General features: G+C 61.9%; 13 protein-coding genes. 5 read left to right on the top strand and 8 right to left on the bottom strand.

What is annotated here, in order from left to right:
• Positions 1-288: 288 nt before the first annotated feature.
• The 6 genes from V6767_RS15700 to V6767_RS15675 form a co-directional block, all read right to left on the bottom strand.
• Positions 289-828, bottom strand: coding sequence for an adenine phosphoribosyltransferase (locus V6767_RS15700; RefSeq protein WP_448427335.1), 540 nt, complete (start codon positions 826-828; stop codon positions 289-291).
• An 88-nt stretch (positions 829-916) separates the two neighbouring features.
• A complete protein-coding gene (locus V6767_RS15695) occupies positions 917-1,777 on the bottom strand; it encodes a cytochrome c1 (protein ID WP_448474343.1) in 861 nt (286 codons plus the stop codon).
• 17 nt (positions 1,778-1,794) lie between these two features.
• Positions 1,795-3,072, bottom strand: a complete 1,278-nt coding sequence (locus V6767_RS15690) for a cytochrome b (RefSeq protein ID WP_448427334.1) — start codon at positions 3,070-3,072, stop codon at positions 1,795-1,797.
• Positions 3,073-3,089: 17 nt separating this feature from the next.
• The gene (gene petA, locus V6767_RS15685) at positions 3,090-3,668 is read right to left on the bottom strand and encodes a ubiquinol-cytochrome c reductase iron-sulfur subunit (RefSeq protein WP_448474342.1); all 579 of its coding nucleotides are present in this window, start codon (positions 3,666-3,668) and stop codon (positions 3,090-3,092) included.
• A 222-nt stretch (positions 3,669-3,890) separates the two neighbouring features.
• Entirely contained in the window at positions 3,891-5,813 is a 1,923-nt protein-coding gene (locus V6767_RS15680) for an ABC transporter ATP-binding protein (RefSeq protein WP_448474341.1), read from the bottom strand.
• A gap of 95 nt (positions 5,814-5,908) precedes the next feature.
• Positions 5,909-7,768 (bottom strand): ABC transporter ATP-binding protein, encoded by a 1,860-nt coding sequence (locus V6767_RS15675; RefSeq protein ID WP_448474340.1) that lies wholly within the window; start codon positions 7,766-7,768, stop codon positions 5,909-5,911.
• A 446-nt stretch (positions 7,769-8,214) separates the two neighbouring features.
• Here V6767_RS15675 and V6767_RS15670 point away from each other — a divergent pair, with 446 nt between their 5' ends.
• Complete coding sequence (locus V6767_RS15670; protein WP_448474339.1) at positions 8,215-10,104, top strand: FUSC family protein; 1,890 nt, start codon at positions 8,215-8,217, stop codon at positions 10,102-10,104.
• A 12-nt stretch (positions 10,105-10,116) separates the two neighbouring features.
• On the opposite strand, the gene V6767_RS15665 is transcribed toward V6767_RS15670, so the two are convergent.
• Positions 10,117-10,935, bottom strand: coding sequence for an AraC family transcriptional regulator (locus tag V6767_RS15665; protein WP_448474338.1), 819 nt, complete (start codon positions 10,933-10,935; stop codon positions 10,117-10,119).
• 65 nt (positions 10,936-11,000) lie between these two features.
• Between V6767_RS15665 and V6767_RS15660 the strand changes: the two genes are divergently transcribed.
• On the top strand, positions 11,001-12,380 hold the full coding sequence (locus V6767_RS15660) for an SLC13 family permease (RefSeq protein WP_448474337.1): 1,380 nt from the start codon (positions 11,001-11,003) through the stop codon (positions 12,378-12,380).
• Between the two features lie 38 nt (positions 12,381-12,418).
• The gene (locus tag V6767_RS15655) at positions 12,419-12,889 is read left to right on the top strand and encodes a tRNA (cytidine(34)-2'-O)-methyltransferase (protein WP_448474336.1); all 471 of its coding nucleotides are present in this window, start codon (positions 12,419-12,421) and stop codon (positions 12,887-12,889) included.
• A 6-nt stretch (positions 12,890-12,895) separates the two neighbouring features.
• Here the strand turns inward: V6767_RS15655 and V6767_RS15650 are convergent, their stop codons facing one another.
• Entirely contained in the window at positions 12,896-13,147 is a 252-nt protein-coding gene (locus V6767_RS15650; protein ID WP_230722005.1) for a hypothetical protein, read from the bottom strand.
• Positions 13,148-13,254: 107 nt separating this feature from the next.
• Between V6767_RS15650 and hemF the strand changes: the two genes are divergently transcribed.
• Positions 13,255-14,166 carry an oxygen-dependent coproporphyrinogen oxidase gene (gene hemF, locus V6767_RS15645; RefSeq protein ID WP_448474335.1) on the top strand — a complete coding sequence of 304 codons (912 nt, stop codon included), beginning with the start codon at positions 13,255-13,257 and terminating at the stop codon, positions 14,164-14,166.
• Between the two features lie 120 nt (positions 14,167-14,286).
• Entirely contained in the window at positions 14,287-14,457 is a 171-nt protein-coding gene (locus tag V6767_RS15640) for a hypothetical protein (protein WP_448474334.1), read from the top strand.
• Positions 14,458-14,497 lie beyond the last annotated feature (40 nt).

The raw sequence follows: 14,497 nt of genomic DNA, 5'->3' as shown, positions 1-14,497 counted from the left end.
TGGAACTACTTCAAATCAACAGCATGCGTTGCAGACTAATCGCCCGATGCTCTAATCCCGCATCGACACGAGCGGTGTTCGCGGGCAACAAGACACTGATCGCCACTCGCTCTCTGCCTCAAGCGCCAGTCGTTTTGAAAGGTGCTTAGACCCTCGGGACAAGCCCGAGGGTGACGGAGAACGTGGGGAGAAGCAGTCAGACCGATCTGTTGGGCTTTATGCGTCGGGCCGAACCGGCGGTGACGCCAGCCCCGCCAAGCGTTCCTCAAAAAGGAAGCGCAACCGGCCTCAGTGCCCCTCATACTCCACGAGCGAGCGCACTTCGACGTCCATCGCTTCGAGTTTCTTGCGGCCCGGCAGGTCCTTCAGGTCGATGATGAAGCAGGCCGAGACGATTTCGGCGCCCATCTGGCGCAACAGCTTGACCGCGCCTTCCGCAGTGCCGCCGGTGGCGATCAGGTCGTCGCACAGGATCACCTTCTCGCCGGGCTTGATGGCGTCGACGTGCATCTCCATCGTATCCTCGCCATATTCGAGCTGATAGGCCATGGAGACGGTCTTGTCGGGCAGCTTGCCCTTCTTGCGGATCGGCACGAAACCGGCCGAAAGCTGGTGCGCCAGTGCGCCGCCTAGAATGAAGCCGCGCGCCTCGATGCCGGCGATCTTGTCGATCTTCATCCCGACATAGGGCTGCACCAGTTCATCCACGGCACGCCGAAACGCGCGGGCATCGCCCAGCAACGTCGTGATATCGCGAAAGATGATGCCGGGCTTGGGATAATCCGGGATCGAACGGATGGCGGCGGCCAGTTCGGGGTTCGATTTCATTTTCAGGGGTCCTTTCGTCGTACCAGACCGAACACATTAAAAAGGCGGCTGCCGCCGCCTTTTCCTGCTTATTCAAACCATCAAGAAATCAATGCGGCTTGCGCGCGTAGATCGATTTCTTCGTCAGGTAGACCAGAACCGTCAGGATCACAAGAAAGACCATGACCGTAAGGCCGGTCTGCTTGCGCGCCTCGAGCTTCGGCTCCGCCGTCCACATCAGGAATGCCGATATATCCTTGGCATACTGATCAAGCGTTTCCGGCGCGCCGTCATCATAGGTGACAATCCCGTCGGAAAGCGGCGGGGCCATGGCGAGCGCCGCGGCATTGGCGAAGTACGGGTTGTAATGGCCGCCCGCCGGAATCTCGACGCCTTCCGGCGCTTCCTCATAACCGGTCAGCAGCGAGTAGATATAGTCCGGTCCGCCTTCCTGATACTGCGTGAACATGTCGAACACGAAGGTCGGGAAGCCGCGGGTAATGCCGCGCGCCTTCGCCATCAGCGAAAGGTCGGGCGGGGCCGCGCCATTGTTGGAGGCGGCCGCCTGTTCGGCATTCTCGAACGGGGCCGGGAAATAGTCCGACGGGATGCCCGGCCGCATATACATGTTGCCGTCATTATCCGGCCCGGCCTCGATCTCGTAATCGGCGGCGAAGGTCTTTACCTGATCTTCGGAATAGCCGAGATCGGTCAGCGTGCGGAAGGCCACGAGGTCCAGCGAGTGGCAGGCCGAACAGACTTCCTTGTAGACCTTAAGCCCACGCTGAAGCTGGGCGCGATCATAATTGCCAAGCGGGCCGGAGAAGCTCCACTCCATGTTGTGCGGATGCTTCAGCGGATAATGCGGCGTGCCGCCTTCGTGTCCCTCTTCCTCGGCCGCCATGGCGCCCGTCAGACAGACGGGCGACATCAGCGCGACGAGCAGGATGCGGGTAACAAGTTTCTTCATGATATTTCCCCCGCCCTTCACACGCCGGAACCGGCTGGCTTTTTCCGGGCGGCTTCCTTTTCAAGCACCGCCTCGGTGATGGAATTCGGTATCCTTGTCGGCTTCTCGATGAGACCCAGAACCGGCATGATGACGAGGAAGAACCCGAAATAGTAGAGCGTGCCGAGCTGCGACAGCACCACGAAAATGCCTTCGGCAGCCTGCGAGCCGAGCCAGCCGAGCATGATCGCGTTGGCGACGAACACCCAGAAGAACAGCTTGTACCACGGACGGTAGGCGGCGGAACGCACCTTGGACGTATCCAGCCAGGGCAGGAAGAACAGGATCAGGATCGAGCCGAACATCACCAGCACGCCGCCGAGTTTGGAGTCAATCGGGCCGATATTGAAGGTGATGGCGCGCAGCATCGCGTAGAACGGCAGGTAGTACCATTCCGGAACGATATGCGACGGGGTCTTCATCGAATCGGCCGGAATGTAGTTGTCCGGATGACCGAGGAAGTTCGGCATGTAGAAGATGAACCAGGCATAGACGATCAGGAACACGGTCACACCGAGCGCATCCTTGACGGTCGCATAGGGCGTGAAGGCGACGGTGTCGCTCTTCTGCTTGACCTCGATCCCGGTCGGGTTGGTCTGCCCGGTCACGTGCAGCGCCCAGATATGCAGGATCACAACGCCGGCGATCATGAACGGCAGCAGGTAGTGCAGCGCGAAGAAGCGCTGCAGCGTCGGCTCGCCAACGGCAAAACCGCCAAGGAGGAGCTGCTGCACCCAGTCGCCGATCAACGGGAAGGCGGTGAAGAAGCCGGTGATGACGGTGGCGCCCCAGAACGACATCTGCCCCCAGGGCAGAACATAGCCCATGAAGCCGGTGGCCATCATCAGCAGATAGATCACCACGCCGAGCATCCAGAGGATTTCGCGCGGCGCCTTGTAGGAACCGTAATAGAGCCCGCGCGCGATGTGCAGGTAAACGGCGATGAAGAAGAACGACGCGCCATTGGCATGCATGTAGCGCAGCAGCCAGCCGTAATTGACGTCGCGCATGATCTTCTCGACCGAGAGGAAGGCGGCGCCGGTGGAGGCGGTATAATGCATGGCCAGCACGACGCCGGTGGCGATCTGCACGATCAGCATCACCGACAGCATGGCGCCGAATGTGTAGGCGTAGTTCAGATTACGCGGTACCGGATAGGAAACGAAGCTGTCGTAAAGCATGCGGGGCAGCGGCAGACGCGAATCCACCCATTTCGACACGCCGTTCGACGGCACATAGCTTGAGTGTCCACTCATGAAACAGTCTCTCCCCCTCAACCGATCCTGATCACGGTATCGGCCGTAAATTCGTATAGCGGAATGGCGAGGTTCTGCGGCGCAGGCCCCTTACGGATACGGCCGGCCGTATCGTAATGCGAGCCATGACAGGGACAGAACCATCCGCCGAAGTCTCCGGCCTGGCCGAGCGGTATGCAGCCGAGATGGGTGCAGGAACCGATCATCACGATCCAGTTTTCCTTGGATTCTCCAGCCGAGCGATCGACGTCGGTCGCGGGCGAGCCTGAGGGCAGGTTCTCGTTGCGCGCTTCCGGATCCTTCAGGTCGGAAAGCGGGACGGCCTTGGCCTCCTCGATTTCCTTCTCCGTGCGATTGCGGATGAAAACCGGCTTGCCGCGCCACTTCACCGTCAGCGACATGCCGGGTTCGAGGCTCGATACATCCACTTCCACGGTCGATAGCGCAAGGGTCGACGCGTCGGGTCGCATCTGGTCGATAAACGGCCAGGCGACCGCCGCGGCCCCGACGGCTGCGGCCATTCCGGTAGTCAGATAAAGAAAATCGCGCCGGGTCGGTTCGCCGGAATGATCCGTCGAAACAATCTCGTCTTGCACCGCTGTCCCTCCATAGCTGATGCCGCTGCCACCGAGGTCCGTCCGTCCTCCGCATGTCTACCAGCGAAGGCGCGTGGCAGCGTCCATTTGATCCGCCAAGTTTTATGCATGTTCATCAACGATGTCCAGTGTTTGACAGATTTCAATCACAAGCAAAAGGACAAGCCTTCGCGCGCCCCCAAAATGCGAGCGGCAAAGACGCGACTGACGCGCCCCGAAGCATCACTCCTCCGTTTCGAACGATGGCAGAAACCCGCCGGACTGCCGGTCCCACAGCGAGGCGTAAAGCCCTTTTTTCTCGATCAGTTCGCCATGGGTGCCCTGTTCGACGATGCGGCCCTTGTCCATCACGATCAGCCGGTCCAGCGCCGCGATCGTCGACAGCCGATGGGCGATCGCCAGCACGGTCTTGCCCTCCATCAGCTTCATCAGATTGGACTGGATCGCCGCCTCCACCTCCGAATCAAGCGCCGATGTGGCCTCGTCGAGCACCAGGATCGGCGCGTTCTTCAGCATCACGCGCGAAATCGCGATGCGCTGACGCTGGCCGCCGGAGAGCTTGACCCCGCGCTCGCCGACATGGGCGTCGAGCCCCTTGCGGCCGCGCAGGTCGGAAAGATCGGCGATGAAGCTGTCCGCCTCGGCCCGCTCCGCCGCCTCCCACAGCCTGTCATCATCGGCCTCCTCGCGGCCGAAGCGGATATTGTCGCGGATTGCGCGGTGCAGGAGGCCCGTGTCCTGCGTCACCATGCCGATCTGGGCGCGCAGGCTTTCCTGGGTGACATCGGCGATATTCTGGCCATCGATAAGGATGCGGCCGCCATCGACATCGTAGAACCGCAGCAACAGGTTCACCAGCGTCGACTTGCCGGCGCCGGAGCGCCCGACAATGCCGACCTTCTCTCCGGCCCCGATCGTGAGCGACAGATTGCGGATCACCGGCCCGGCCCCGTCATAGCCGAAGGCCACGTTCTCGAAGCGGATTTCGGGATGGCTGACCGTCAGCGCTTTCGCATCGGGCCTGTCCGTCAGCCCGATCGGCTGGGCGATCATCTCGGCGGAGTTCTGCACCGTCCCGATCGCGCGCATGATGCCGTTCAACTGCATCATCAACCGCCCGAGCAGCATCGAGAGCCTCAGCGCTAGGCCGAGCGTGAAGGCGACCGCGCCGGAGGAAATATCACTGGTGAACCAGAGCTGCACCGAAAGCGCTGCAATCGCGGTGATCATCACCCCGGAAAGCAGGTTGAGAGCCGCCCGCACCCCGGTGATCAGTCGGGTGAACTTCTGGATCTGCGCGATCAGCCGGAGGAAGCCCTGGCGGATATAGGTGTCATTGCCCTCATCGCTGCCGAACAGTTTCAGCGTCAGGATGTTGGAAAACGAATCGACAAGCCGGCCCGACATCATCGAGTTGACCTCGGCCAGTTCCTTCGCGTTGTGACGAATGCGCGGCACGAAATAGCGGGCAAGCAGTGCAAAGATCGCGATCCAGAGTGCAATCAGCGCGGCCAGCCGCCAGTCGAGCGAGGCCACCAGCGCCATGGTCGAGATCGTGTAGATCGCCATGAACCAGACCACCTGCAACAGCGACGACATCAGGTCGCCGATCGACTGGCCGGCGGCCGAGACCTTGGTGACGATCCGGCCGGCGAAATCATTCTGGAAGAAGGTCAGCGACTGGCGCGCCACATAGCGATAAGACTGCCAGCGCACCATGTTCTGGAAGCCGGGCGTGATCGTCTGTTCCTCCACCAGCATGGACGCCGAGAGCAACGTCACGCGCACCACGATCATGGTGAAGGCCATGCCGATCAGCGCCCAGCCATGGGCCGCCATCAGACCCGACCAGCCGGCCTCGCGCGAGGTTTCGTCGAGAATGTTGATCAGCACGCCCATGAACCAGAACGACGCCGTCTCCATCAGCGCGGTGCCGCCGCCAAGCACCAGCATGGCGAAGAACGGCCATTTCGCCTGCCGCAGATAGAACCAGATGAAACCGAGCAGCGTGGCCGGCGGCTGTTCCACCGGCCGGTCGGCAAGCGGATCGATCCAGTTTTCGAAGATGCGGGCGATGCGACGGAAGATCATGATGCAGCCATACACGGATTCGGGGCGGCGCGGAAACGTGCGTTTATCAAACATGTGTGGCTGTCAGCCTGCATGACCGTTTTCTTCCAGGCGACCGGCGTGGAGGCTCATAAAAAACCAGGCCCGCCTTTCAGCGGGCCCGGTTCATCTTATTCAGCGGCGGTGTCGGCAATGAGGTCTTCGTCACCGCCGAGGAAGCCGCCGGACTGGCGGCGCCACAGGTCGGCGTAGATGCCATGGCCATTGGCGAGTTCCTCATGGGTGCCCATCTCGACGATATCGCCCTTGTCGAGCACGACCAGCCGGTCCATCTCGGTGAGCGTCGACAGCCGGTGGGCGATCGCGATCACCGTCTTGCCTTCCATCAGCCCGAACAGGCTTTCCTGGATGGCGGCCTCGACTTCCGAATCGAGTGCCGAGGTCGCCTCGTCCAGCACCAGGATCGGCGCATCCTTCAGGAACACGCGCGCGATCGCGATGCGCTGGCGCTGGCCGCCGGAAAGCTTGACGCCGCGTTCGCCGACATGGGCATCGAGCCCGGTCCGGCCATGCATGTCGCTCAAGCCCTGGATGAAGTCCCAGGCATTGGCGCGCTTGGCCGCCGCAATCACCGCCTCGTCGCTCGCGCCGGGGCGGCTATAGGCGATGTTGTCGCGGATCGAGCGGTGCAGCAGCGAGGTATCCTGCGTCACGACGCCGATATTCTCCCTGAGGCTGTCCTGCGCCACCTTCGACACATCCTGGCCATCGATGGTGATCCGCCCGCTCTCCAGATCGAAGAAGCGGAGCAGCAGGTTCATCATCGTGGTCTTGCCCGCCCCGGAGCGGCCGACGAGACCGACCTTTTCGCCCGGCTTGATGGTCAGCGACAGACCTTCGATCACCCCGCCCTTCTTGCCGTAATGGAAGGAGATATCGTCATAGACGATCTCGCCTTTGGTAACGGTCAGGGCCGGCGCGTTCTCGACATCGGTCAGCTCGTGCTTCTTGGTCATCATCTGCATGCCGTCATAGACGGTGCCGATGTTTTCAAAAAGCCCGGTCACTTCCCACATGATCCACTGCGACATGCCGCCGATGCGCATGACCAGACCGAGCGTCAGGGCAATGGCGCCGACGGTGATCGTGTCCTGCATCCAGAAATGGATCGCAAGCGCGCCGACGGAGAACAGGGCGATGGCGTTGTTGATATAGACGAGGATCTGGAACTGGGTCACCCGGCGCATCTGCCGGTAGACGGTATCCAGAAAGCCGTCCATGCCTTCCTTCGAGAACTGCTCCTCGCGGCCCGCATGGGAAAACAGCTTTACCGTGGCGATATTGGTGTAGCTGTCGACCACGCGGCCGGTCATCAGCGAACGGGCATCGGCCTGCTCCGCCGAGATCCTTCTGAGCCGGGGGATGAAGTACCACAGCAATATGCCGTAGATCACCAGCCAGACCAGAAGCGGAATCACCAGACGTCCATCGGCCGCCGCGACGACAAAGATCATCGACCCGAAATAGCTCACCACATAGACGAACATGTCGAGCGTCTTCATCACCGTTTCGCGAACGGCAAGCGAGGTCTGCATTACCTTCTGCGATACCCGTCCGGCGAACTCGTTGGCGTAGAAGTTCATCGAATGGCGCAGAACATAGCGATGCATCTGCCAGCGGCCGATCATCGGCAGGTTGGGCATCAGCGACTGATGGATCAACAGCGAACCGAATGCCGTGAGCAGGGGCAATCCCACGAGCACCAGCGCGCCCATGAAGAAAAGATGCCAGCCCTCATCCGCCAGAAAGGTCTCGCGGTCGGCCGTCGACAGCCAGTTGACGATGTCGCCGAGAAACTGGAACAGATAGACTTCGGCAAAGGCAATCGTGGCCGCAACCACCGACATCAGAATAAGCCAGGGCGCTGCCGGCTTGGAATAATGCCACAGAAACGGGAACAGACCCTTGGGCGGCGTATCGGGCAATTCCGCAGGATACGGATTCAGGCGGGTTTCAAACCAGCGAAACATGATCGGACTCCAATATGTCTCCTCGAACCCCAAACGGCGGCACACAGGCGCACAGACACGGGACGAGACGGAGACTGGAACAGCGGCCAAACGATGAGGACCGCAACAGTTGGGATTGATTATCTAGGAATTATAAGAGGCGTGTGAAAGGTCACGCGAGCCGGCGTGGTGGGACGCGGAGCAACACACTGCTGCAGATATTCATCATGCTGTCGCTCCTCTTCCGGCGTTGAAAACGGAGCCGCTTATACGCCCGGCACAGGAATTTGACCAGCCTCAAACGGCTTTCGAGAGATCGTTTACACGCTGGTGTTGCCGCCGGGCAACGCAGGTGATCGCACCTATCAGCTCTGGTTGTGAATGGCAGGCGCTTGAAAGTTACGGTTCCAAATAAGCAGAACCCCGGCAATAATCGCCCAACCGTCACGTCGCGAAGAAAGACTTGCATGCAGGGTTTGAAAACCGATTGGCACCATAAGCTCGGGCTTTTGGCCTATGCGCCCTACAAACCGTGGCATCATTGCCTGCGCATTTCTCTCGGCACCGGCCTGCCGCTTCTTGCCGGCGTTCTTTCCGGCAACATCGCGCCGTTTCTCTATGCCGCCCTCGGCGCGTTCCTGACCGAGGTCACGATCCGGCTCGGCCCCTATCGCGAACGGTTCCGGATGATCGCGATCTCCACGGCAATCGGCGCGGCCGGGTGCCTGATCGGACCGGCAATAGCCGGTCACGGCTTGGTCACCTTGATTGTCCTTGTGCTTGTCGGCTTCGCATCCGGCATCATCAGCAGCTATGGCGCCGCGTTTTCCACCGGCGCGCTTTACATGCTGGTGCTCGCCATCGTTCACGCTAGCACGCCAGGCGCGATGCCCGCATGGGCGGTCGGCGTCTGTTTTGCCGCGGGCGCCGCCCTTGTCACGGCCATGCTCGCCATCGACGCCCTTGCCGACCACGACAGACCCGAACGCATAGTGCGCGCAAACCTCATCCGCGCGCTGGCGGATCTGGCCCGCGCCAGGGACCGTGCCGCTGCCGAGACCGCCCGCCGCGCCGTGACCGACCAGACCAAGGCCGCTTATGACATGCTGATCGAAAAGCGCAGTCACGACGCCGGCCGCACGCGGGACATGGAACGGAGCGCCAACATGCTGTCGCTTTCCCACCAGTTGACCATGGCGATCATCGGTGCGCACCGCGACCGCGAGGATCGGCAGACCGCAGCCAACATGCTCGACGCCGTGGCAGACGCGCACGAGGCTAAGGCGCGCCAACCCTCGCTTAAGGGCGATGGCGAACTTGCGCGGCTTTGCCGCCAGCTTTCCGATACGCTCTGGCGAACGAACACCGCCGAACACGGGCCTGGCGATGTGACCCGCCGCCACGCGCTGCGTCTCTCTCGCGCCGCCTTGCAGACCGGCCTCCGCAAGCTGGTGGTCGGGCGCGAGGTCATCGACGCCGCGCTGCGGCTGGCGCTTTGCATCGGCATTGCGGAGATCGCCGGGGGCTTCATCCCCGGCGATCATGCCTATTGGGTGCCGATCACCGTCGCCATCATCATGAAGCCCGATTTCGGATCGGTGTTCGTGCGCGCCGTCCACCGCAGCATCGGCACCGTCATCGGCGTGCTGATCGGGATGGCGCTGATCAAGCTGATCCCCGACCGGCTCGGGCTGGTCGCCGCCATCGCCGTGCTTGCCGCGCTCCAGCCATTCGCGGCATTGCGCAGCTATGCTGCGAAGGTCGTGCTGCTGACCCCCGTGGTCCTGCTCATGATCGAGATCGCGGTCCCCGCGGCGCCGTTTCATTATGGCCTGCAGCGGCTTGACGACACCCTGGTCGGCGCGGCGATCGTGCTCGTTTTCGGCTATCTCATCTGGCCCCGCTCCCAAAATGTCACGCTGGCGAGCGCCTTTGCCGCATCAAACGGGGCCGTCGCGGCGTTTCTCGCCGCAGCCTCTGGCAACCCCACGGAAGGCGTTGGCGAAGATATCGGAGAGAGGGAGTTTGCCGCCTATCGCAAGCTCTCCGACCTGCGCACACAGCTTCAGAAATTCAGCGCCGAACCGCCGCCGGCGGGCCGCGAGGCTGCTTCATGGTTTCCCGCCGTCGTTGGCGCGGAACGCCTATGCGATGCCATTGCCGCCTATGCCGAAGGGCAAAGGCTCGGCGATCCGCCGCCGGACCCGGAACGGATCACGCGCGCCGCACAGGCGATGGCCGACCTGAATGCCCACGTGCCGCAAACAAGGCACACCGAGAAAACCGACCGATTCACCGCCGTGGAAGCCGAAATCGACTGGCTTGCCGACTATCTGCGCAACCTGCCCTCAGCCTGATCGTTTCGCCGGTCAGAAGTGGCCGTCCTTCATGTAAGATTGCGGCGGCACACCGAAATGGCGGCGGAAGGCGGCAACGAAGGCGCTTACGCTTTGATAGCCGAGCCGCCCGGCGATCTCCGTGCTGCTTCTTCCGTGGCCGAGGTCGTTGACCGCCTCCATCAATCTGAGCCGGCTGCGCCATTCGGAAAAGCTGAACCCGGTCTCGCGGCGGAACAGACGCTCGAGCGTACGCACGCCCGCGCCCGAAGAGCGCGCCAGTTCCTCCAGGCTAGCGTGATCGTCCGGACTTTCAAGCAGGCGCCCGGTGACGCGCTTGAGGCGCGGATCGCTGCCGGCGGGCAGGCTGAGGGGCGCGGATGGCAGTGTCGCCAGTTCATCAATGATGACCTCCGACAGCCGCGAAAGCCGTTCGCTGTCGGCCGCTTCCTCCAGCGCAAGCGCGCGAAACTTGAGGATCAGATGCCGCATCAGCGCGGTCATGTGCAGAACCTCGCAGGCGCTCTTGTCGACGCGGGTCACGGAGGGGTCGATGTAAATGAAGCAGGCCGCGACATCGGTTTCCATCGCCACCGCATGCACGACCCCGCCCGGTATCCAGACGCAGTGGCTGGAGGGCGCGAGCCAGTGCGTGCCGCCGGAGCGCACCCGCAATATCCCCTCCTCCGCCCACAAAAGCTGGCCGCGCGGATGAGAATGCGATTCGCGGCCGACCTCGCCCGCCTTCCAGCGCCGCACCCGCGCCATGACGGGGCGCTCGGGGTCGAGGACCGAGCCCGGCGCCTCATCCTCGAGGAAAATTGTCGGAAACGCGATATCGTTTGGCATCATGTAGCAGTTCCGCAGTTCTTTCCGATCTCATACACTGACCGAAAGAACAATCCAAAGGCTCAATCATGCCGACCTACAAGAAACTTATCGTCGCGGGCATCGCCATACTGGCGATCATATTCGCATTTTTCCCCGTCTCCTTCATGACCCCGGATCAGGCCCGCACACTTGGCCTGGTGCTGGTGACGCTCAGCCTCTGGGCAACCGGCCTGGTGCCGCCCTATCTGGCAAGCCTGCTGTTCTTCGTCATCGCCCTGGTGCTGAAACTCGCGCCGCCCGACGTCGTGTTCTCGGGCTTCCATTCGGCCGCCATGTGGCTGGTGTTCTCGGGACTGCTGATCGCCGCGGCCATCAAGAGTTCCGGTCTCAGCCAGCGGATCGGCGGGGCGCTACTCGGACGCCTTTCGGGAAGCTATGTTGTCCTGATATCCGGCATATTCGCGATCTCCATCGTGCTGACCTTCGTCATGCCGTCGTCTCTCGGACGGTTCTTCCTGCTGTGGCCGATCGCCGTCGCGCTTGCCGACAGCCTCGGCTTCGAAAAGGGGACGACGGGCCGCACCGCGATTGCCATCGCCGTGACCTTCGCCTGCCATATTCCGGGCTTCGCGCTGCTGCCATCCAACGTGCCGAACCTCATTCTCGCCGGCGCGGCCCAGACGATCTACGGCATCGATCTCACCTATGCCTATTACATGGTGCTGCATTTCCCGCTTCTGGGCGTGGTGAAAAGCATCATCATGATCGCGCTGATCGTGCGTATCTTTCCCGATACGCCGCGCCCGCAGAGCGCAGGCAAGGCCGAGGCGGTTTCCACGCCGCTTGGCTGGCGTCAATGGTATGTGGTCGGCATTCTGGTCACGACGCTCGCCTTCTGGATGACCGACACGTTCCACGGCATCAATCCCGCCTGGGTCGGCATTGTCGCCTCCGTCGCGCTGCTGTGGCCCGGCGTCGGACCGGTCGGGCCTGCCGAATTCGACAAGCATGTGAATTTCAGCGTGCTGCTGTTCATGGGCGGGTTTCTGGCGCTCGGCGCGGTCGTCAACTATACCGGGCTCGGCATCGTGATCGCCCACGGCATGGAACATATCCTGCCGCTGGAGCCGGGGCGCGATTTCCTGAACTTCATGTCGCTGTCGCTGATCGCCTTCGTGGTCGGGGTGATCTCGATCCTGCCCGGCGTGCCGGCCGTTCTGACCCCGATGGCGGGCGAACTCGCGGAACTGACCGGCTTCAGCGTGATGGCGGTTTTGATGACGCAGGTGATCGGCTTTTCGACGATGCTGTTTCCCTACCAGTCCGGCCCGCTGATGGTCGGCATGCAGGTCACGGAGCAGCCGGTTGCCAAGCTGATGAAGATACTGGCGCCGCTGACCGCGATCACCGCGCTGGTGCTGATCCCGCTCGACTTTCTGTGGTGGAAGCTGCTCGGGGTCATCTGAGGCTTGAGGCAGGAAGCGTTCCGACATAGACAACGCCCATGACCCTGCGCATTGCCCTCTACCAGCCGGATATCGCCGGCAATACCGGCACGATCCTCAGGCTTGCCGCCTGCCTCGGCCTCGCCGTCGATATCATCGAGCCGGCGGGCTTTGCGCTGTCCGACAGGAACCTCAAGCGGGCGGGACTGGATTACATCGCCGCCGCCGTAATGACCCGGCATGTCGACTGGGAGGCCTTCGAGGCCTTCCGGAGCGAAAGCGGCCGGCGTCTCGTTCTGGCCTCCACCAAGGCAAGCGTCGGCCATACAGAAGTCGCCTATCGTCCGGACGATATCCTGCTGTTCGGCCGCGAGAGCGCTGGCGTGCCGGACCATGTCCATGAAGCCGCCGACCATCGGGTGCGGATCCTGATGGCAGAGGGGCAACGGTCTATCAATCTCGCAGTGTCGGCGGGCATCGTCGCGGCCGAGGCGATGCGCCAGACCGGCGGCTTCGCACAGCTTTCCTGATAGCGCTCAGTCAGCGGAGGAGAGCCGCCGCATGGTGAACTCGATCCGGTCGTCGCCGGTCACGCGCCAGCTTTCGACCTCGGTCCAGTATGCGGCCTTGGGATAGCTCTGAAACCACTCGCGCGCCTTGGCGCGGGCATCCTCGCGGGCAAGGCAATAACGTTCGCGCACGAACCCGTCGCTCTTTTCCTGCGCCCGGTGCTCCCGGATGCGCTTTTTAAGCCCCGCCATTGAAGGCGGCTTTGGAACATTGGCCATCACGCTATCCTTCATTCTTCAAAGAAGATAAGGTTTTCATCTGAAGTTTGCGAGTCAAATCAAAAGCCCGGGTCAACGGGCGTTTCAGTTTTGAGTGGAGTGCATCTATGGAACGGCCGCAATTGCCCGTGGGTCTGCCGGACGACATCGAAGAGAAAAAAGCCGCCTCGAAAGCCTGGTTCGAAAGCCTCCGGGATACGATCTGCGCCGGCTTCGAGGCGCTGGAGCGGGAACTGACCGGACCGATGAGCGATCTGGAGCCCGGCCGTTTCGAGGTCAAGGACTGGACCCGCGAGAACGGCGAAGGCGGCGGCCGGATGTCGACCATGCATGGCCGCGTGTTCGAGAAGGCGGCGGTCCATACCTCCACCGTCGAGGGCACGTTTTCGCCGGAGATGGCCGCCAATATGCCAGGCGTCGATGAGGAGACGCGCTATTGGGCGAGCGGCATTTCGCTGATCGCCCATCCCGTCAACCCGCATGTGCCGGCCGTGCATATGAACACCCGCATGATCGTCACCAAGAGCTGGTGGTTCGGCGGCGGCGCGGATCTGACGCCGGTGCTTTCCCGCAGGCGCAAGCAGGAAGACCCCGACAGCATGCTGTTTCATCGCGCCATGGAGATCGCCTGCAACCGCCATCAGGCGGTGATCGACTACAAGAAACTCAAGTCTTGGTGCGACGAATATTTCTACCTGCCCCACCGCAAGGAAGCGCGCGGCATTGGCGGGGTGTTCTTCGACTGGCAGCATTCGGCGGATGACAAGGGCGGGCTCGATGCCGATTTCGCCTTCGTTCAGGATATCGGCCGGGCGTTCAATCTGGTCTATCCGCGGATCGTGCGCTCCAACTTCAATCACGAATGGACGTCGGAAGATCGCGACGAGCAGTTGATCCGCCGCGGGCGCTATGTCGAGTTCAACCTGCTCTACGATCGCGGCACCGTTTTCGGGCTGAAAACCGGTGGCAATATCGAGGCAATCCTGTCCTCGCTGCCGCCCGTCACGAGATGGCCTTGATTTAAATCGTTACAGTTAATTTTTCATCAAACAATCGCCTTGTTCACCTTGCATTCATAGGGTCGTTGCACCACGTTTCTATAAGACTTGATTGTAAGCTTGTTCGGGAGGAGCTGAACAATGACGAAGAAAGTCGACATCAAGGAATACAGGCATAAACAGCACGACCAGAAGCCGAAACCGCGCAAGGTTACGGCGCCTGAGGAGAATGCACGTCCGGGCCATGTGGCCCACGGGCACCGTCGGCCCTGCGAGGGTTCGGCCGTGTTCGAAACCTGGGCCCAGCATTGACATGAGGAGCCGTCAATGACGGCTTCGATCGGGCCAGCCG

This window comes from Martelella sp. FLE1502 (assembly GCF_053484255.1).
Note: the sequence above shows the minus strand (reverse complement) of the source record. Positions and strands in the feature narration are given on the sequence as shown.